11 protein-coding genes are annotated in these 18,684 nt (G+C 74.0%); 3 read left to right on the top strand and 8 right to left on the bottom strand.

Annotated elements, in window-relative coordinates:
* Positions 1 to 22: 22 nt before the first annotated feature.
* From ACIGXE_RS25620 to ACIGXE_RS25610, 3 genes are all read right to left on the bottom strand, one after another.
* Complete coding sequence (locus ACIGXE_RS25620; RefSeq protein WP_399751219.1) at positions 23 to 598, bottom strand: histidine phosphatase family protein; 576 nt, start codon at positions 596 to 598, stop codon at positions 23 to 25.
* 69 nt (positions 599 to 667) lie between these two features.
* Positions 668 to 1,120, bottom strand: coding sequence for a GNAT family N-acetyltransferase (locus tag ACIGXE_RS25615; RefSeq protein WP_399751217.1), 453 nt, complete (start codon positions 1,118 to 1,120; stop codon positions 668 to 670).
* Positions 1,121 to 1,232: 112 nt separating this feature from the next.
* Positions 1,233 to 2,669 (bottom strand): PLP-dependent aminotransferase family protein, encoded by a 1,437-nt coding sequence (locus ACIGXE_RS25610; RefSeq protein ID WP_399751215.1) that lies wholly within the window; start codon positions 2,667 to 2,669, stop codon positions 1,233 to 1,235.
* On the opposite strand from ACIGXE_RS25610, the gene ACIGXE_RS25605 reads away from it, so the two are divergent.
* Positions 2,668 to 3,645, top strand: a complete 978-nt coding sequence (locus tag ACIGXE_RS25605; protein ID WP_399751214.1) for a DMT family transporter — start codon at positions 2,668 to 2,670, stop codon at positions 3,643 to 3,645. The genes ACIGXE_RS25610 and ACIGXE_RS25605 overlap by 2 nt on opposite strands.
* A 90-nt stretch (positions 3,646 to 3,735) precedes the next feature.
* Positions 3,736 to 3,939 (top strand): DUF1918 domain-containing protein, encoded by a 204-nt coding sequence (locus tag ACIGXE_RS25600; protein WP_399751212.1) that lies wholly within the window; start codon positions 3,736 to 3,738, stop codon positions 3,937 to 3,939.
* A gap of 85 nt (positions 3,940 to 4,024) precedes the next feature.
* On the opposite strand, the gene ACIGXE_RS25595 is transcribed toward ACIGXE_RS25600, so the two are convergent.
* Positions 4,025 to 5,335 carry a glycoside hydrolase family 10 protein gene (locus ACIGXE_RS25595; RefSeq protein ID WP_399751210.1) on the bottom strand — a complete coding sequence of 437 codons (1,311 nt, stop codon included), beginning with the start codon at positions 5,333 to 5,335 and terminating at the stop codon, positions 4,025 to 4,027.
* 170 nt (positions 5,336 to 5,505) lie between these two features.
* Here ACIGXE_RS25595 and ACIGXE_RS25590 point away from each other — a divergent pair, with 170 nt between their 5' ends.
* Complete coding sequence (locus ACIGXE_RS25590; protein ID WP_399751208.1) at positions 5,506 to 6,366, top strand: 3-hydroxybutyryl-CoA dehydrogenase; 861 nt, start codon at positions 5,506 to 5,508, stop codon at positions 6,364 to 6,366.
* Positions 6,367 to 6,456: 90 nt separating this feature from the next.
* On the opposite strand, the gene ACIGXE_RS25585 is transcribed toward ACIGXE_RS25590, so the two are convergent.
* The 4 genes from ACIGXE_RS25585 to ACIGXE_RS25570 all read right to left on the bottom strand — a co-directional run bounded on the left by ACIGXE_RS25585 (position 6,457) and on the right by ACIGXE_RS25570 (position 18,412).
* Positions 6,457 to 6,987, bottom strand: a complete 531-nt coding sequence (locus ACIGXE_RS25585) for an NUDIX hydrolase (protein WP_399751206.1) — start codon at positions 6,985 to 6,987, stop codon at positions 6,457 to 6,459.
* Between the two features lie 136 nt (positions 6,988 to 7,123).
* A complete protein-coding gene (locus ACIGXE_RS25580; protein ID WP_399751204.1) occupies positions 7,124 to 8,464 on the bottom strand; it encodes a transcriptional regulator in 1,341 nt (446 codons plus the stop codon).
* 279 nt (positions 8,465 to 8,743) lie between these two features.
* Entirely contained in the window at positions 8,744 to 9,811 is a 1,068-nt protein-coding gene (locus ACIGXE_RS25575; RefSeq protein ID WP_399751202.1) for a PP2C family protein-serine/threonine phosphatase, read from the bottom strand.
* Between the two features lie 162 nt (positions 9,812 to 9,973).
* Positions 9,974 to 18,412: a hypothetical protein gene (locus tag ACIGXE_RS25570; protein WP_399751201.1), complete on the bottom strand. Its 8,439-nt coding sequence runs from the start codon at positions 18,410 to 18,412 to the stop codon at positions 9,974 to 9,976.
* Between the last annotated feature and the right edge of the window lie 272 nt (positions 18,413 to 18,684).

The raw sequence follows: 18,684 nt of genomic DNA, 5'->3' as shown, positions 1-18,684 counted from the left end.
ACGCGTCGGCCCACGGGACGCGTCAGCCCACGGCCGCCGCCAGCTGGAGGTGCCACAGCCCGGGGCGCCCCGCGAGGGTGACCGTCGACAGGGGCCGGACGTCGACGTTCCAGTACGTCGCGGGCGGCGCCTTCAGGGCGTAGACGAGCGCGGCCCGTACGACGGCGGGTTCGGCCACGGCCACGATCTCCCCGTCGTCGGCCGGCCGGGTGTCGAGCCACCCCCCGACCCGCGTGATGAACGAGAGAAGCGTTTCTCCACCATGCGGCGCGCTGCGCGGGTCGGAAAGCCAGGCGTCGACGGCGGCCGGTTCGAGCGCGGCGACCTCGGCCAGCGTCAGCCCGCGCCAGCGCCCCATGTCGCAGTCCCGCAGGGCCGGCTGGGCGAGCGGGGCGTAGCCGAGGGCGGTGCCGGTGGCCCTGCTGCGGGGCGTCGGGGAGCAGTAGCGGAGCTCGGCCGCACCGAGCGGAATCAGCCGGGGCGCGGCAAGCTGCACCTCGTACCAGCCGGCCTCGTCGAGCGGCCGGTCGTCGTCGAAACGTTCGGCGAGCAGGGAGGAGCTGCGCGCCGCCGCGACCAGCGTGACCCGAAGACCCATGGCCGCGATCGTGAGGCCGCCCGCCCCGCAGGTCAAGAGGTCATTGCGCAGGTCAGCGAGCGGGCTCGGTCAATGCTGTCCGAGAGCCATCCACTTGTCCGGATTCTGCAGTGGCGTGAAACCGACCTTTTCGTACACGCCGTGCGCGTCGGCGGTGGCGAGCATGACGCGGCGCAGCCCGTACGGCTCCAGGTGGTCGCGGACGGCGGCGACGAGGGCGGTGCCGAGGCCGGTGCCGCGGGCCGGGCGGTCGACGTAGACGTCGCAGAGCCAGGCGAAGGTGGCGTAGTCGGTGACGATCCGCGCGTAGGCGGCCATCTCGCCGCTCTCGGCGTCGTAGGCGCCGAAGTTGAGCGAGCCGGCGATGGCCCGGTCCTGCTTCTCCCGAGGTCGGCCCAGGGCCCAGTAGGAGTCGGTGGACAGCCAGTGGTGGACGCGCTCGGCGTCGATGCGGGACGGGTCGGCTGAGATCTCGTACGCCCCGTGCATGACGGTGCCGTTCTCGGTACGGATGTCGGTCATGGCCCCAGGCTGCCAGGGCCGCCGTCCCGTGTCAGGCGAATGTGCCGGGGGCGAGGGCCGCCGGAGACCCCGGCCGGGCCCCGTGAACGCCCGCGCCCCGCCGCCCGCGGGCTCAGCGGGTGAGCTCGTCGACCGCGGACCGCAGCCTCCGCACCCCCTCGACGATCTCCGCGGCTCCCGCGACACCCGCGAAACTCAGCCGGATGTGCCCGGCGGGCGGCTCGGCGCAGAAGTAGGGGCGGCCGGGGGCGGCGGCGACGCCGGCACGCAGGGCGGCGGCGAGCAGCTCGGCCTCGGGGAGCGTCTCGGGGAGCCGGAGCCACAGGTGGTAGCCGCCGGACGGCACGTGCGGCACGGCGAACTCGGGCAGCCGCAGCGCGACGGCGCCGGTCATGGCGTCCCGCCGGTTCTTCAACTCGGCGGACACGGCACGCAGATGACGCTTCCAGGCGGGCGAGCCGACGAGTTCGAGCGCGGTCTCCTGCAGGGGCCGGGGCACGAAGAAGCTGTCGACGACCTGGATGGCCCGGAGCCGTTCGAGGACGGGCCCGCGCGCGGCGAGCGCGCCGACCCGCAGGCTCGCCGAGGTGATCTTGGTGAGCGAGCAGACATGGACGACGACGCCGTCGGGGTCGTCGGCGGCGAGGGTGGGCGGCAGCGGCCCGGCGTCCTCGTGGACGAGCCGGCGGGCGAAGTCGTCCTCGACGACGAAGGCGCCGGCGGCGCGGGCGATCCGCACCACGGCGGCGCGGCGTTCGACGGAGAGGGCGGCCCCGGTGGGGTTCTGGAACAGCGGCTGGCAGACCACGACCCGGGCGCCGGTGGCCCGGAAGGCGGCTTCGAGCAGGTCGGGGCGGATGCCGTCGGCGTCGGTGGGGACGGGGACGGGCCGCAGTCCGGCGGCGCGGGCGACGGCCAGCATGCCGGGGTAGGTGGGCGACTCGACGAGGACGGGGGCGCCGGGCGGGGCCAGCGCGCGCAGCGCGGTGGTGATGGCGGACTGTCCGCCGGCGGTGATGAGGATCTCGGCGGCGGTCACGGTGCCGCCGATCTCGCGGGCGAACCACTCGCGCAGTTCGGGCAGGCCGTCGGCGGGCGGCCGGCCCCAGGCGCCGGGGCGGCGGCCGGCCCGGGCGAGGGCGGCCGCGAGGGCGCGTTCGGGCTGCAGGGCGGGGTGGAGGTAGCCGCCGTTGAACTCGACGACGCCGGGCGGGGGCGCGGACAACGTGACGAGGACGCCGGAGGCGTCGACGGACCGGGGAACGAGCTCGGTGGCGCTGTCGGCGCTCAGCGCCACCTCCTGCCACGAGGTGTCGCCGGCGACGGGCGCGGCACCGCGGGGCTCGGCGCGGTAGGCGCCGGCACCGGGGCGGGTGACGACGAGGCCTTCGGCGGCGAGCTGGGCGAGGGCGCGGGTGACCGTGACCGGGGAGACGCGGTGGCGCTCCACGAGAGCCCGACTCGACGGCAGCTTCTCACCTGGCGAGTAGCGATTCAGCTCCGCCTTCAGGGATTTCACCAGCTCGGCCACACTGCTACGCTCATACATGAGAGCACAGAATAGCGCTACTACTCCGAGCACGATAGCGGTCACCACCTCCCCGGACGCGGGGACCGTCGGGGCGGACACCGCCCCCGCCGCCCCGGACGCCGCCTCCCGCCGCACACCCGTCAGCGGTGGCACCCTGCTCGCCGCGCTCGGAGTGATCTCCTTCTCGCTGACCTTCCCCTCCACCGTGTGGGGCCTGGAGAGCTTCGGTCCCTGGTCCCTGGTCGCCGTCCGCTCGGTCCTCGCCGCGCTGATCGCGGGAGCCTTCCTGCTGGCGGGCCGGGTACCGCTGCCGGAGCGGCGCCACTGGGCGGGGCTCGCGGTCGTCGCCGGCGGCGTCGTCGTCGGCTTCCCGCTCCTGACGACGCTCGCCCTGCAGACCTCCACCACCTCGCACGCCGCCGTCGTCGTGGGGCTGCTGCCGCTGACCACGGCGACGTTCGCCGCGATCCGTACCGGCCGGCGCCCCTCTCGGATGTTCTGGGCCGCGGCCGTCGCCGGAGCCGTCGTCGTGCTCGCCTTCACGCTCCAGCAGAGCGGCGGGGCGCTGTCGACCGGCGACCTCTACCTCTTCGGCGCCCTGCTGGTGTGCGCCGCCGGCTACACCGAGGGCGGACGGCTGGCGCGCCTGATGCCCGGCTGGCAGGTGATCGGCTGGGCGCTCGTGCTGTGCCTGCCGCTCATGGCGGTCGGCGCGGCCGTGGCCCTCGCGTACGAGCCGGTGCACCTCACCGCCCACGGGATCGTCGGCCTCGTCTGGGTGGCGGCGGGGTCCACGTTCTTCGGTCTGTACGTGTGGTACCGGGGCATGGCGGCCATCGGCATCCCGCGTGCCAGCCAGCTGCAGCTCGCCCAGCCGCTGCTGACGCTGGTCTGGTCGGTGACGGTGCTCGGCGAGGACCTCGCGCCGGCCGCCCCGCTGGCCGCCGGGGCGGTGCTGGTCTGCATCGCGGTGACCCAGCGGGCGAAGAGCTGACGCGGCCCAGCGCGACTCCGGGGGTGAGCCAGGTCACAATGGCAGACGTAGACTCCCAGTAGGGCAAGCCCAGCCGCGAGGAGGTCACCGATGCGTGCGTCCGAGGGCGACCAGCTGGTCGTGCACGGTCGGACGGTCGGCCACCACGACCGTACGGCCAAGGTCCTGAAGGTACTGGGGGAGGACGGCAACCCCCCGTTCCGCGTCAAGTTCGACGACGACGGCCACGAGGCCGTGGTGTCGCCGGGCCCTGACACCGTCGTCCGCCACCACCTGGAGACCGGGGGCGCCTGAGCCCCCGGGCGCCGGGGGTCCGCCCCCGGCTCTCCTGGCCCGACCACCCCGCCTAGGGGGATTCCGCGAGCCCGACCGCCCCCTCCTAGGGGGATTCCGCGAGCGCGGTCGTCAGCGCGCCGAGCGGATCCTCCGCGACCTCTCTGGCCGCGAAGTAGCAGTGCCCGCCGACGGCCGGGTACTTCCTGGCCAGGGCGACATGACGGGCCAGCTCCCGCGGGTCCTGCCAGGCGTCCGGCTGGGCGGGGTCACCGACCTTGTAGAGCGCCTCGCCGAGGTAGAGCCGTACCCCGGTGTCCTGGACGGTCTCGGCCCACCACGGCACGAGCTTGGCGTAGTCGGTGGCGGCGAAGCCGATGTTCCAGTAGAGCTGCGGTACCACGTAGTCGATCCACCGCTCCCGGATCCACCGGCGCGTGTCGGCGTACAGGTCGTCGTAGGTCGACAGGCCCGCGCGGGTGTCGGACCCGGCGGGATCGTCGGCGGCGTCGCGCCAGACGCCGAAGGGACTGATACCGAAGGCGACCCCGGGCTTGAGCTCCTTGATCCGCGCCGCCGTCTCGGACACCAGCACGTCGATGTTGTTCCGGCGCCACGCCGCCCGGTCCGCGAAGCCGTCCCCGTGCTCCCGGAACGCCGCGTCGTCGTCGATGACCTCCCCCGCGACCGGATACGGATAGAAGTAGTCGTCCCAGTGCAGGGCGTCGACGTCGTAGCGGCGTACGGCGTCGAGCATGGCGTCCTGCACGTGGCTCCGGACCTCGGGCAGGCCGGGGTTGTAGAGCATCCTGCCGTTGTAGGTGAGGGCCCACTCGGGGTGCCGCCGGACCGGGTGACCGGGGGCGAGCCGGTCGGGGTCGGTGTGGGAGGCGACGCGGTACGGGTTGCACCAGGCGTGCAGTTCCAGGCCGCGGGCGTGCGCCTCGGTCACGGCGGTGCCGAGCGGGTCCCAGCCCGGATCGCGGCCCTGGACCCCGGTGAGGCACGCGGCCCAGGGCTCGTACGGCGAGGGCCACAGGGCGTCCGCGGACGGCCGGATCTGCAGCACGACGGCCGTCATCCCGCGCCGGACCGCGAGGTCGAGCAGGGCGACGAGCTCGGCGCGCTGCTCGGCCGCCTTCAGGCCGGGCCGGGAGGGGAAGTCACGGTTGGTGACGGTCGCGACCCACATGCCGCGGAAGGCGGGGGCGTTCCGCCCGCCGCCGGCGCCACCACGGCCCGGCCCGCCCCCGGCGCCACCCCGCCCTGGCCCACCGCCGCCACGGTCCGGCCCCGCCCCACCTCCGCCCGGCCCACCGCCACCTCCGCCCGGCGCGTCGGCCGCCGCCCGGCCGCCGAGGCCGAGCGTCGCGAGCGTCACCCCCGCCACGAACCCTCTTCTACCGATCGGCGGCATTTGTCACCCCTCGCTATCGGATACGTCACAGCGTCTGGGAGAGCATGCCCCTCCCAGAACGATCGATCATCCGCCCCGTCGGGAGTAACGTCGTGGAGTCGAGGCGGACGCACCGGAATCACACGGGCCCGCCGCCAGGAAACAGCGAAAGGCACGAGGTGACGGACTCCATGGCCGACATTGAGCGCGTCGGAGTGGTGGGCTGCGGCCAGATGGGCGCAGGCATCGCGGAGGTGTGTGCCCGCAGCGGCCTCGAGGTGAAGGTCGCCGAGACCACCGGCGAGGCGCTGGAGATCGGCCGCACGCGGCTCTACAACTCGCTCGACAAGGCCGCCGAACGCGGCAAGATCAGCGAGGAGGAGCGCGACGCGACGCTCGCGCGGCTCAGCTTCACCACCGACCTGGGCGAGTTCGCCGACCGCGACCTCGTGATCGAGGCGGTCGTGGAGAACGAGCAGGTCAAGACCGAGATCTTCCAGGTGCTCGACCAGGTGATGACCCGGCCGGACGCCATCCTGGCCTCCAACACCTCCTCCATCCCGCTGGTGAAGCTGGCCGTGGCGACCTCCCGCCCCGACAACGTCATCGGCATCCACTTCTTCAACCCGGCTCCGGTCCAGAAGCTCGTCGAGCTGATCCCCGCCCTCACCACCTCCGAGGGCACGATCAGCCGGGCGCAGCTCTTCGCGGAGAAGACCCTCGGCAAGCACGCGATCCGTGCGCAGGACCGTTCGGGCTTCGTGGTGAACGCGCTGCTCGTGCCGTACCTGCTCTCCGCGATCCGGATGTTCGAGTCCGGCATCGCGAGCCGCGAGGACATCGACAACGGCATGGAGTTCGGCTGCGCCCACCCGATGGGGCCGCTGAAGCTCTCGGACCTCATCGGTCTGGACACGATCGCCTCGATCGCCGACTCGATGTACGCCGAGTACAAGGAGCCGCTGTACGCCGCTCCCCCGCTGCTGCAGCGGATGGTGGACGCGGGCCGGCTGGGCCGCAAGACGGGTTCGGGCTTCTACCCGTACTCCTGAGGACCTTTCTCCCCTGCCGCCGGACGGCCCGTACACCGCACAGGTACGGGCCGTCCGGCCTTTTCCACCGGCCGGGGCGCCTCTCCGGGGTCACCCCAGCCGCAGGTGGTGCAGCATCAGCAGCCCCGCGGCCATGTTGGCGGCGGGGACCTCACCCCGGGCGATCATGTCGGGGACGAGCTTGAGCGGGACCCATTCCAGCCGCGAGGACTCGAAGGCGTCCTGCGGCGGACCGGTCCAGGTCGCCCGTTCGCTCCAGTAGAGGTGGTGGCGGGCGTCGGTGAGACCGTTGGACGGCTCGACGGTGAGGAGCGGACGCAACGGCCCGGGGCGCCAGCCCGTCTCCTCCTCCATCTCCCGCGCCGCGGCGGCCTCGATGTCCTCGCCGTCCTCGACGACGCCGGCGGCCAGCTCCCAGCCCCAGCTGTCGGTGATGAAACGATGGCGCCAGAGCAGCAGGACCTCGTCGGCGTCGTTGACGGCGGTCGCGGCGGCGACGGGGCGGAGCCGGATCAGGTAGTGGTCGAGCCGGCGGCCGTCGGGGAGTTCGACGTCCGCGAGATTGACCCGGAACCAACGGTTCTCATAGACGGGATGTTCGCTTAATTTCGTCCACTGCACGTTTTTGCCACCTTCCGACTGGTCGGTGATTACTTGGTGGCAATATCGCAGCTCCTGCCCGGTCGCAAGGAAAAGCTCACGGGGGCGCGCGCAGCGCACGGCCGAGGGAGGGTCTCACGCCGGCGCGGACGCCATGTCACAGTGGCACGCGCAGCGCGCTGTCGATGAGCTCGGCCGCCTGCCGCGCGTCCCCTCCTCCGCTCGCGAGCAGCTGCTCGCGCACCAGCCGCAGCCGGTCCCGCAGCCGGCGCGACTCCATCCCGCGGGCCCGCTCCGTCATCTCCACGGCCGTCCGGGCGGCCCGGTCCGGCTCGCCCTGGCGCAGCTCGATCTGGCACAGCATCGCGAGCCGGTGCACCCGCCCCCGGTCGTGGGCCGGGGTCCCGACGGCCGCCGCCGCGTGCTCGTGGGCGGCGGCGAGTTCACCCAGACTGAGCAGGGCCTCGGCGACCTGCACGTTGACGAGACCCGGCTGGACGTAGCCGGTCTCGGCGGGCTCGCTGCCGGGGCTGATCCGCTCCGCCTCCGCCTCGGCCCGCAGGATGCAGGCCAAGGCCGCGGCGCCGTCGCCCAGATGTGCGTACGCCTTCGCCTGCATGGCCGTCAGGTCGGCGGCGAGCGCGGGGGTGATCTCGCGCCCCGCCGAGCGCAGCGCGGCCTCGGCGAAGGCCACGGCCTGCCGGTACTCCCCCATGAACAGCGACTGGTTGACCAGCAGGGCGACGACATAGGCGCCGAGGCCGCGGTCACCGCTCGCCTTCGCGAGCCGCAGCGCCTGATGGAAGTAGCGCTGGGCGAGGCCGTGGGCGTCGGAGTCGTACGCGCAGATCCCGGCCACCGCCACCAGGCCGCCGGTGGCGCGGTGCAGCCGCCGGCCCAGCGCGTCGCCGTAGGCGCCGCGCAGCAGCGGCGCGGTCTCGGAGTTGAGGAAGCCGACGATCCGGGCGCGCGTGGCCAGGCCGCCGGCCTTGCGGTACATCTGCTCGTAGTGCGCGCGGGCCGCGCACAGCATCTCGACGTCGGCGGCCGAGACGCGGGTGCGGCCGTCGCGGGAGACGTCGACGTCCTCGGGCGGGTTCTCCCACTCCCACACGGGCATCACGGCCGGGGTCCCGGTCACCGCCTGGGCGCCGCGGATGTGGGGGCGCCGCTGCTCGTCGGAGCGCCAGAGGGCGGTGGCCCGCTCGACGAACCCGGAGAGCGGGGTGCCGGGGACGGGCAGGCCCGCGCCGGGCACCCCGAGGCCGATGTCGTCGAGGGTGACGGCGCGGCGCAGCCGCCCGGCGAGCACCTCGCAGATCAGGTCGGGGACCTGGCCGCGCGGCCGCTGCCCCTTCAGCCAGCGGGCGACGGCGGTGTGTTCGTACCGCAGGGCGAGGCCCCGGGACCGCCCCGCCTGGTTCACCCGGGAGGCGAGACCGGCGTGCGAGATGCCCGCTTCGTCGAGCAGGGCGTCGAGGAGGGTGTTGGGCTGCATGGGACCGCTCCGGTCTTTCGGTGCGCTCAGAGTAGTGAGGGGCGGTTTCGCACGGGGTGTGAACGAAGTACATCTTCTTCCCTTCCGCGTGCGGTGCCGAAGTCGCCCCGGTACGGGTTGACTTGGATCCTCGCCGAAGGGCGAGGACCGGGCGCCGGCTCCCCCTCTACAGTGCGGCCGCCCGGTCGACGCGCCGCCCGCGCTGTTGATCTGCCCGACACTCCGTGGCAGCGCGGGCGGCGCCGGTCACCCGTCCCCCTGTCTCGCTGGTGTGGACCACTAGCGCGGGGAGGGCGCGGGCCGGGTACGGCGCAGCCCGGGTTCGGCGGGCTGCGCCGGTACCCGTACCCGGTCGTTGCGTACGACGAGCAGGGCGACGTCGTCGGTGAGCCGGCCGCCCGTGTGACGCAGCAGAGCGGCGTGGACCCGGTGGACGAGCGCCGCCGGCGCCTCGCGCGCCGCACCCGCGAGGACGGCCGCGAGCGGGAAGAACCGCCCGTGGTCGTCCCGCGCCTCCTCGGCGCCGTCGGTGTGGAGCACCAGCGTCTCGCCGGGCAGCAGCCGGGTCGCGCGGTACGGCACGAGGTCGACGGGCAGTGGGAAGGCGCCGAGCGGCGGCAGGGGTTCGCCGACGGGCACGGGCTCGACGCACCGGCCGCCGATCCGGTACGGCCCGGGGTGGCCGCAGTCGAGCACGTCCACGTACCCGTCGGGCCGGATCTCCAGCAGCAGCAGGGTCACGAACTCCTCGGCCGCCGGATGCTCGGGCGTCCGCCCGGAGCGCGCCGGGTGCTCCTCCCTGGCCCGCTCGCGCAGATGCCGCCCGAGCGCCCGCTCGAGCCTGCGCAGCACCCCGGCGAGCTCGGGCTCGTCGTGCGCGGCCTCCCGGAAGCTCCCCAGCACGGCCACCACGGCCCCCAGCGCGGCGAGCCCGTGCCCCCGCACGTCCCCGATGACGATCCGCACGCCGTACGGCGTGGCGGTCGCCTCGTACAGATCCCCGCCGACCACGGCCCCGCGTGAGGCGGACAGCTGGCCCGCTGCCACGGCGAGCCCGTCGAGCCGCGGGGGCGGCGGCCGCAGCAGCACCTGCTGGGTGGCGTCGGCGACGGCCCGCACGCGCGCCAACTCCCGGCTGAGCCCGCGCCGCACCCCGAGAACGAGCCCGATGCCCACGCTGAAGAACACGACACTGGTGGCGATCCGCATCGGCAGCCCCGGCTGCCGGGCCAGCGGACACCACAACCGCCACGCGACGGCCACGGCCCCCCACGCGAACGGAGCCGCCGGCGGGGCCATCCGCCTCAGCCGGGAGCCTTCGGCAACCAACGCCCTGTCACGGAACATCCACGGCCCTTCCCGAGGCCCGCCAGCGCCCGAAGACCCTGCGGCACACAGGCCCGCCCCTGTGGCCGGGTCGATTCTCGCGCGCGGCCCGGCCCGGGAGGTTCCGCCGTCCGAAGTCTCACCCGAAGGAGTGAGACCCCGGCACGTGTGTCGGAAGGGCGGTCAGGAACCGAACTGCCCGCTGATGGCATCGGTCACGGCGATGGCGGAGGCCGCCGCACCGATGCCCCGGAGGATGCCGCCGACCCATCCGGCGAGCCGGCCGACGCGCCGGGCGTCCGGCTGCTCGCTCTCGGCCTCGGTCGCGAGCGAGGCGACGTGCACGTCCAGGTCCTGAGCGTCACCGGCACTCAACTGCGACCGAATGGCGTCCAGTTCCGCCTGGAGCCGGGTCACGAGATCGGCGAGGCTCGCCTCGGAACCATCGGACGCGGCCGGGGCGCCCTGCGTGTTGGTGTTGCCGGTGTTCGTGACGTTGTTGCCGACGGCCGAGTTGGTGAACGTGCCCTTGACTTCGAACGTGTCGCCCATGTTTGCCGTTGCCTCCGAGTTACTGGTCGCCTGGGTGGATGTGGTGTTGTTGAGGGAAACATTGAAGACGTTGCTTTGCGAGTCCTGCTTCTCCGAGGGCTCCTGAGGCAGGACGCTGCTGATCGCGGCGGCAAGCTCGGCGGGCCAGCGGAATCGTTGCGCAGGAACCCCGAGAGCCGTGCGAAGGACCAGCTTCAACGCCTCGGGCATGTGGTCGTATCGCGGGTCGCCGGACGCGGCTCCGTCCCACGGCAGTTCCTCCTTGCCGCTGAGCAAGCAGTACAGGACGCCGGCCAGCGCGAAGGTGTCGTCCTCCGGTGTGGGGACACGTCCCTCCCGGGCGGCCCAGGGGTAGTAGCCGGAAGGGGTGCTCGGCAGGAGCGGCTCCAGCGACCCGCCCTTCCCGAGCCCGCCGCCGTGCCCCCATCCGACCACGTACAACGGCGCCCCGTCCGCGTGCTCGGGCACGATGAGGTTACCGGGGCGGATGTCGCCGTGCGTCGTCTTCCGCTCCTCCCAGACCTGGCCCACCGCGTAGCACGCGTACATCACCATGCGGGCCGCTTCGAAGGGCTTCATGCCTCGGCCGTGGCGCAGGGAGGCGGCCAGCGATCGCCCGGCGACCTTCCGGTGCAGCAGCCAGCTGCCGTTGCGCTTCCAGCCGTCGGGCAGGCCCTCCACCGTCATCCCCGACTGGCCGTCGAAGAGCTCCTCGATCCGTTGCAGCGTCGTCTGCGGAGCCTCCGGATACCGCTTGGCGATGTACGTGACGTCCCGGTGCGGGAGGGGCTGGACTTCGCACGCGTTCGTCAGCGAGTTCTCGTACCGGTACGTGACCACGTAGTGCGGGCGCAGTTCCTTCTCCTGCTCGTGGGAGGCCGCCGTGCCGTCGTCCCAGGAAGGTGTCTGCCCCGCCAGCCACGTCTCGACGATGCTGTTGATCCAGGTCAGCTCGGTGCCGTTGCGGACGAGCAGACCGTATTCGAGGTAGTCGTCCAGCCGCCTGCGATGTGTCTCCTCGGCCAGGGCGGCACGCACCGCCTTCTCCTCGGGGTCCGTGAGGAGCTCCTGGGCGACCCGGAGGAGCACGTCCAGCGTGTCCTCCACCGGGGCGTACGCGTCGAGGAGCCCGAGCACGGCCTCGTCCTGCCCCGTCACCTGACGGAAGGCCTCGTCCACCAGGGCGTCGTCGACGACCGTACGCGGGCGCTCGGACTCCAGGAGCTCACACAGGGCCCGCCCCATCATGTGGACGTGCTGGGGGTGCCCCGAGGTGTAGCGGAAGACCAGCTCGGCCGCGGTGGGCCGCACGTCCACACCGGTGCCGGAGAAGCCCTGGTGGAGGACTTGGAGCGTGGCCTGCCGGTCGAGCGGGCCGAGCGGGACGGGGCGCAGGAAGTCCTGGTGGGAGAGGGTGCCGGCCAGCCGCTCGCCCAGTTGGGCGGCCGTGCCGGAGCTGGTGAGCAGCAGCGCGAGGGTGCCGTCCTGGCGCAGCCGCCGGAGGTCGCCGAGGGCGCGGGACAGCTCCGCCGCGTCCTCGTAGCGGCGCAGGAGATCCTGCGTCTCGTCGATCACGAGCAGCAGCCCCACCTTCCGGTCCTGCCAGACCGCCCGCCGCACGCCCCGCCACCACCGCCGGAAGTCGACCGCGTGCGGCGCTTCGGGGAGGGTCAGGACGGCGGGGTCGGGGTCGTAGTGCTCCTCGACCTGGTCGCGCACCTCCTTGGCGATCCAGGTGAGGAGCGGGGCCGAGCCGGGATCCACCGCCTGGCCGTCGAGCAGGACCGGGAAGACCTGGGGGATGCGCCAGCGCTCGGGCGGAAGGAGGGATTCGGGCGTGCCGCCCCACAGCCGGGTCAGCTGACGCACCAGGGACGTCTTTCCGACCCTGCGTGATCCCGTCATGCACACCGGCGGGACCGATTCGCTCGAGGCGTCGCCGAAGGCGGCCCGCAGCCGCTCCATCTCCGCGGCCCGGCCCGCGAACATCGTCGTGTTCACGGGATCGCCGGGGCGGAAGCGGGAGGAGAGTCCCTCGCGGCGGGTGAGCGGTTCGATCTTCGCCGCGAGTTTCTTCGCCTGGCCCAGGCTCCGGTCGGGCAGGACGCCGTCGGCGTCGATGACCAGCTGGTTGCCGTTCCAGGGCACGACGAGGAAGACGGAGGACACGGCTCCCGGCTCCATGCGGCCGAGCTCGTGAACGATGTCCGTGCCCCGTACCCGCACGGTCACCTGGCCGAGCGGTTCGGGACCGGCCCTGAGCTTGAGGCGGAGTTCCACCGGTCCGCCTTCGAGCCGCGTGACCTTGCTCTCCCGCCAGCTGAGCGGGACCTGGGTGCCCGCATCGGCTCGCAGCCGCTCGTGCCCGGTGGTCTCCCAGACCCCCTTGAGCACGCCGTGCACGTGAAGGGCGGCGTCCCGCAGAGCGGCGGAGGCGAGCGCGTACGCCCGTGCCGTGCCCTCCCTGAAGGTGACGTCCACGTCGGGGCGCTCGGCGCCGATCGGCGGCAGCGGTGCCTCGCCCCGCGCATTGGCGTCCGCCATCATCTCGACCAGCCGCCGCCACCGCTCCCCCAGGCGCCGGCACAGCTGGGCGTCCGGCCCGACGGCGCCGTCGGCGAAGGCGTGAGCGACCTGTTCCACCTGCGCGGCCAGCTCCGGGCCGGGGCGTCCGGGCCGCTCCGCCAGGCGGGCCACCAGGGCGGCGGCCTCCGGCGTGACCTCCGCCTCGGCCCAGAGGTCGGTCACCGCGCCGTCCGTGAGCAGCGCGCGCGCCGCCTGGGACGGATCCGCCGCGCTCCATTCCGCGCACCGCTCCGTCAGCTCACGCAGGATCCCTTCCCTGTCGGCGCCCAGCTCCAGCGCCTTCCGGTACGCCTCAAGCGCCCGTTCGATCATGCCGTCCTCGGCGTAGATCCGCCCGAGGATACGGTTGCTGACCTGCTGTTCGTCGCCGTAGACCCGGCTGGTCCGGCTGTTCGTGTGGGACAGGAAGCGCACGGCGCGTTCCCGGTCGTTCTCCAGGGAGGCGACGATCGCGCGCAGTTGGTCGCCGCCGAGGGGGCGGCCGATCCCGTGCAGCGCCTCGGGCACGTGCGCCGCGAGCGCGCTGTCCACCAGAGCCTGCGTGGACGGCAGTTCGTCGCGCCGGAGAAGTTCGATCGCCTCGTCGACCAGCTCGTTGCGGCCGGCCTGGTGAGCCAGGAGCGCCGCGAGTCCCGCCAGGTTCTCGCTGCGGGGCTTCAGCCGGGCGTGCACCAGGAGGAGGCGGGCCGCCTCGGCCGGGTTGTCGCCCATGTCGGGCTGGGCGAGCACGCCCACGTGGGCGAGAAGTTTGGTCCGGTCGTTGTGCCAGACCTCGATGCCGGACATCAGCCGTCCGGCCTCGGCGTGATCGCCCTGCGCGCAGGCGAGCCGAACGAGGATCTCGCGGCTGTCGGCCTCCGAGCCCGGCAGCCCCGCCACCGTTCGGACCTCGTCGTGGCGCGCCGCCTCGATCAGGCAGTAGGCGGCGGCCTTGATCAGATCGATCGACCGGGGTGCCTCGTCGAGCAGCCTTCGCGCATGGTCCGAGGCGAGTTCCCAGTCGTCCTCCGCGGCGGCGAGCAGGTCCGCGGCCGGTTCCCGCAGCGGCCCGCTGAGCAGCTTCTTCAAGGTGTTCCGGCTGACCTCCGGCCGGAAGTACGACAGCGCCTGCACCCGGAGCCCGGCGAGGGCGTCACCGTACTCGCCCTCCAGCATGTCCACGGCCTGCCGACGCGGCGCCTCGGCGAGCCGCTGGCGCAGTCCGACGGCCTGCTGATGGTCGTGGCGGGGCAGCCTGCCGCCGCCGTACCGCTGCAGGAGATTGGCCGCCTCGGCGCAGTTCGGGCTCAGCCGCAACGCCGTCTCGGCGTGGTGGACGACCTCGTCCTTGCGGTGCAGGCTCTGGGCCAGTTTGGCCAGGCTGAGGTGCAGCTCGAAGCCGCTGTCGGGGGTGACGTAGGGCTGCAGGAACTCGTAGAGCTGCTCCACGCGCCCGAGTATCGGTGCGACACGGACGGCGGAGGCGAGCAGTTCGGCGACCTTGCCCCTGCTCCGCTCGATCCATTCGGTCAGCAGGTCCCAGGCGTTCTCGTACCGCTCCGCCGTCTCCAGCACCATCGCCATGGCGGCGACCGTGTCCGGCTGCGGGTCCGGCTGGTAGGTGAACAGCTCGCGCATGGTCGCGACATAGCGACCGGCCGTGGCGGTGCCACCGGCCCGCATGGCCCGGCGGGCGGCGTCGGCCGCGAGGCGGAAGTGGTGGGACGTCGGCTCGCTGCGGCACTGGGCGATCAGCTCCGCGGCGTTGGACTCCGCTTCCTCCAGGGCGTACGAGGACCGTACGGGCGCGGAGGCAGGCGTCGGCGTCCGCGGGTAGGCGACCCGGGAGGCCTGCCAGACGGGGGACGGCGGCGCGGGGGCGCGCACCGCGGCGGCGGTTGAAGGGGCGGCCGGCGTGAAGGCCGGTTCCGGGCCGCTCCTGGCCGGAGTGGGCACCGGTCTGCCCACGACGGCGAAGAGCCTGCCGAGCCAGTCGAGCTGTTGCAGGTCGTATCGACGTGTCGACACCCGCGCGTGGTACTCGAAGGTGGCCGCCGCGGCCTCCAGCCGGCCGGTGGCGGCGTACGCGCAGCCGAGGTTCCACGCGCTGCCGGAACCGAGCCAGCGGGTGTCGGCCAGGTCGCTGTGCAGCCGCAGGGCCTCCTCGGCCCGCCCCGCCTCGACGAGATCGGCCAGCGCGTTGCCGGTGGCCACGGGGTGGGCGCGGGCGGCCCGTGCCCACGCGTCGGCCACCTCGTCGCGCGAAGCACCGGGAAGCGGCTGCTGGGCCGCGCGGATGACCGGCTGGGTGGCCGGGGGGCCGACGATCGGCGTGCGGTGGACACCGATGTGGTGGGCCCGCGCGGGTACCGCCGGCCCCGCCTCGGCGAGGCGCGGGGCGCTGCGCGGATGCAGCGCGGAGGCCGGGAGGCCGGCCGCGGCGGCCGCTCGGTCCCGGACGAGCAGGACGCGCGGGATCCGCTGGGGCGCCGTCCAGACCAGGCTGCGTTCCAGGAGCCGTACGGCTTCCCCGGGGCGTCCCGTGTCCATCAGCCAGAAGGCGAAGTCGCGGACGAGGTAGTCGTCGTGGCAGACGGCGACGGCGTCCTGCAGCTCGCTCAGCGTTGCCTCGGACGGGGCCGGCAGCGTTCCCGAGCGCAGGCCCGCCACGATGTCGGCCGTGCCCATGCCGCCGTACGCGGCCAAGCGGGAGGACTCGGCCTGCAGCGCCGACCGGTCCGACGTCCACGGCGCCGGGCCGGGCAGCCCGGCCCCGGGACGGCTGTCGCGCTGGTCGGCACCGGGGACGTGCCCGGCCGCCGTCACCTCCCTCAGGCGCTGTTCGAGCGGCGCGATCCAGGTCTCGGTGGCGTTGAGTTCCCGCGCCCGCTCGAGCTCGTGACGGGCCACCTCGTAGTCGGCGATGCGGCTGTCGAGGGCGGTGCGGGCCAGTTCGATGTGGTGGCGCCAGCTCGGTGCGTCGCGCGTCTCGGAGATGCGCCGGACGACGGCCTGGGCGCGCGGGAGGTCCCCCGTCTCCCGGCAGATGCGCAGCATGAGGAACGCCCCCGGCGACGAGGGGTTGGTGCGGAGCAGGTCCTCGAGCTCGCGGGCGGCTCCCTCGACGTCCCCGCTCTCGTACATCCGCTTCGCCAGGGATTCGCGCGTCTGTTCCTCGACGGCCTGGACCGGCGGTTCCCGCCGGGTGTCGGTCTCCGTGAACGGGGAGGGGAAGCCGAGGCGCGCACAGTAGGCGTCGGCCGCGGCCTTCTGCTCCTGGTTCGGGCGGCCGGGGAGGACCCGGGCCATCACGCGCAGGGAGTCGACGGCGAGCCGGTCGGCTCCCACCGCGGCGTAGGCGCAGGCGATGTTCCAGGCGGCGGCCGCGTTGAGGTACTGCCGCGGGGCGAGGTCGCGGTAGAGGGCCAGCGCCGCGGCCGGGCTGCCGGCCGCGACGTGCCAGCCCACCGCGGGCCCCAGCGCGATCTTGGCTCCGCCGCGCGCGGCGGTGGTGAAGGCCTCGGCGGCCGCGGCCGACTCGTTCAGGGCGGCGAGCCGCACGGCCTCGGCGACGGCCGGGTCGCCGAGGGCCGCGCCGTCGGGCGAGGTCAGCCAGGGAGCGAGCGGCGGCAGCGGGGCGAGGGGATGCGCCGAGAAAAGCTCGGCCGGCGGCAGCGGCGGGTGCCCCCGGTGGAACACCTCGTCGGCCGGCGTGTGCCGCCCGGCGGCGCGCAGAGCCTGCTCCTGCAACTGCCACATGGTCGGGTGGGTCTGTCGCGGGAAGCGCGGGACGGCGGCCTCCAGCAGGTCCGCGGCGGCCTCCGGGGCGGCGAAGGTGAGCTGGCGCGCGACCTGGCTCACCTCCTGGAACGACCCTTGCGCGCCCAGCTGCCGCAGCAGCGTCCGCGCCGTCTCCCGGGTCTCCGGGGAGGCGTCCGGACTCCAGCCCTCCTGGATGGTGGCGACGGTGCTGCCCCGCTGGGCCGGAAAGCCCAGGCCGTCGTCCGGCGGAGCCACGGTCACCGGGACGGGGTACGCCTCCGGTGGGGCGGTGGGCGCGGTCCCGTTCTCGAACGGCATCGGACCGGGGGCGTGCGGCTGCTCGGTGCCGTCACCGGCCCGGTCGGTGTCGGCGTCCTGGTCGGCGGCGGTCAGCGTGACGCGGAGCCGGTCCTCCGCGCGCCGGAGGTATTCGGCGGCGGCGTCCACGTCGCCGTTCACGACGTAGGTTTCCGCGGTGCGCACGTCCAGGGCGACGGCGGCGTCGGGGGCGGCGAGGGCGGTGAGCCCCGCGCGCATCCGCTCGAGCCCGTTGAGGACGTCGAACTCGGCGCGCGCCTCGGCGAGCAGCTCGACGCCCTGGCCGGCCTCCTCCAGGTCGCCCCGGGCGAGCGCGTCGGTGACCATCTCCCCCAGGGGGCCGAGGCTCTGGGCGCCCTTGTCGCCCACGTCGCGGAGCAACTCCGCACCGCGTGCGCGCAGTCGCTCCAGCGGAGCCAGTGCGGGTTCGAGGAGCTTCGGGTCGATGTCCGTGAGCCGGGCCACGACGGCGACCTGGTGCCGGTGGTGGGGGTCCGCCGAGGCCAGGGCCTCGGCGGCGAACCAGGCGAGCAGCGACTGTCCGTCGGCGGTGTGCGGCGACTCCGGGGCCGGGTCGCTCTCCAGCGCGGCCATCAGGACCGGCAGGAGTGCGGGATCGAGATCCGCATGCTCGGGCTGGTGCGGATCCGGCACGTCGACCGGCCGCCACCGGAACTCCGCGGCCAGCTCGAGGACGCGCCGGACCCGCCCGGTGACGTCGTCGACGGCCGCTGTCAGCCGCCGCAGCTTCGCGGCGCCCGCCTGGCCCTCGTAGTGCGCCGCCGTACCGCCGAGGGCGGCCATCGCCCGGGACACCCGTTCGTCGGGGCCGTCCGCCAGGAGTCCCGCGTCGGTGGGCGCGCCGGCGGCGAGTCCGTCGAGCAGGGCACCGACGGGCCGGGTGAAGAGCTCGGGACCGAGGTGGCGATCGATCTTGGCGTGCTCCTCCGCACAGGCCCGCAGCTCTTCGGCCAGGTCACGGAGCTGCCGCGTGCCCGCCGCCTGGAGCATGACCGGGGACGGCACCGCCCGTAACAGCTCCGACAGCTGGTGCATCAGGGGTCCGGGCAGGGCGCGTTCCGCGTCGAAGACGTCGTACCGGCGGGCCGACCACGCCTGCCGCGCCCAGCTCACCAGTTGGGCGAGCGCGATGTCCTTGGCCCCGACGGCCGCGGCAGTGAGCTCCGACATGAGCTCCCCCACCAGGGGGCTCTCGGGCGTACGCCGCTCGGGCGGCACGACGATGGAGGCGAGGACCGCGGAGCGGCGATGGAGGAGAACGACGAAGGGCGCGGCCGCGCGTAACGCCTCCCGGTCGATGCCGGTACCCCGGTTCAGACAGTGTCGGACGAACCGGGCCGCCGCCTCACCCGCGGCGGAGGGTGCCGAGCCCTGCGCCTCCCCGACACGCTCGATCGCCGTCATCGTGCACGCTCCCCGCTGGACCCCGGACACCTTCACTCCGCTGCGTCGATGACGGACGACCGGATCTGCGCGCAGCACAGTCGACGGCTGACGACACTCGGCGGAGGAGGGGAGTCTACCGACCTGACGGTGCGTCATGATCCGGAATGCGGAAAAGGGCCGTGGGCGGGGGGGGGGGCCCGGGCCGGCCCCCCAGGCCGGCGGGGGAGGCGCCCCCGGGGGCCGGCCCCCGGGGGGCCCCCCCCCAGGCGACCCCCGCGGGCCGGGCGGGC

This window comes from Streptomyces sp. NPDC053431 (assembly GCF_044544925.1).
Classification (GTDB): domain Bacteria; phylum Actinomycetota; class Actinomycetes; order Streptomycetales; family Streptomycetaceae; genus Streptomyces.
This window is presented reverse-complemented; position numbering and strand designations above follow the sequence as displayed.

Coding starts and splice junctions, on each gene's coding strand:
- ACIGXE_RS25620 (WP_399751219.1), bottom strand. CDS start 598: ATGGGTCTTCGGGTCACGCTGGTCGCGGCGGCGCGCAGCTCCTCCCTG.
- ACIGXE_RS25615 (WP_399751217.1), bottom strand. CDS start 1,120: ATGACCGACATCCGTACCGAGAACGGCACCGTCATGCACGGGGCGTAC.
- ACIGXE_RS25605 (WP_399751214.1), top strand. CDS start 2,668: ATGAGAGCACAGAATAGCGCTACTACTCCGAGCACGATAGCGGTCACC.
- ACIGXE_RS25610 (WP_399751215.1), bottom strand. CDS start 2,669: ATGTATGAGCGTAGCAGTGTGGCCGAGCTGGTGAAATCCCTGAAGGCG.
- ACIGXE_RS25600 (WP_399751212.1), top strand. CDS start 3,736: ATGCGTGCGTCCGAGGGCGACCAGCTGGTCGTGCACGGTCGGACGGTC.
- ACIGXE_RS25595 (WP_399751210.1), bottom strand. CDS start 5,335: ATGCCGCCGATCGGTAGAAGAGGGTTCGTGGCGGGGGTGACGCTCGCG.
- ACIGXE_RS25590 (WP_399751208.1), top strand. CDS start 5,506: ATGGCCGACATTGAGCGCGTCGGAGTGGTGGGCTGCGGCCAGATGGGC.
- ACIGXE_RS25580 (WP_399751204.1), bottom strand. CDS start 8,464: ATGCAGCCCAACACCCTCCTCGACGCCCTGCTCGACGAAGCGGGCATC.
- ACIGXE_RS25575 (WP_399751202.1), bottom strand. CDS start 9,811: ATGTTCCGTGACAGGGCGTTGGTTGCCGAAGGCTCCCGGCTGAGGCGG.
- ACIGXE_RS25570 (WP_399751201.1), bottom strand. CDS start 18,412: ATGACGGCGATCGAGCGTGTCGGGGAGGCGCAGGGCTCGGCACCCTCC.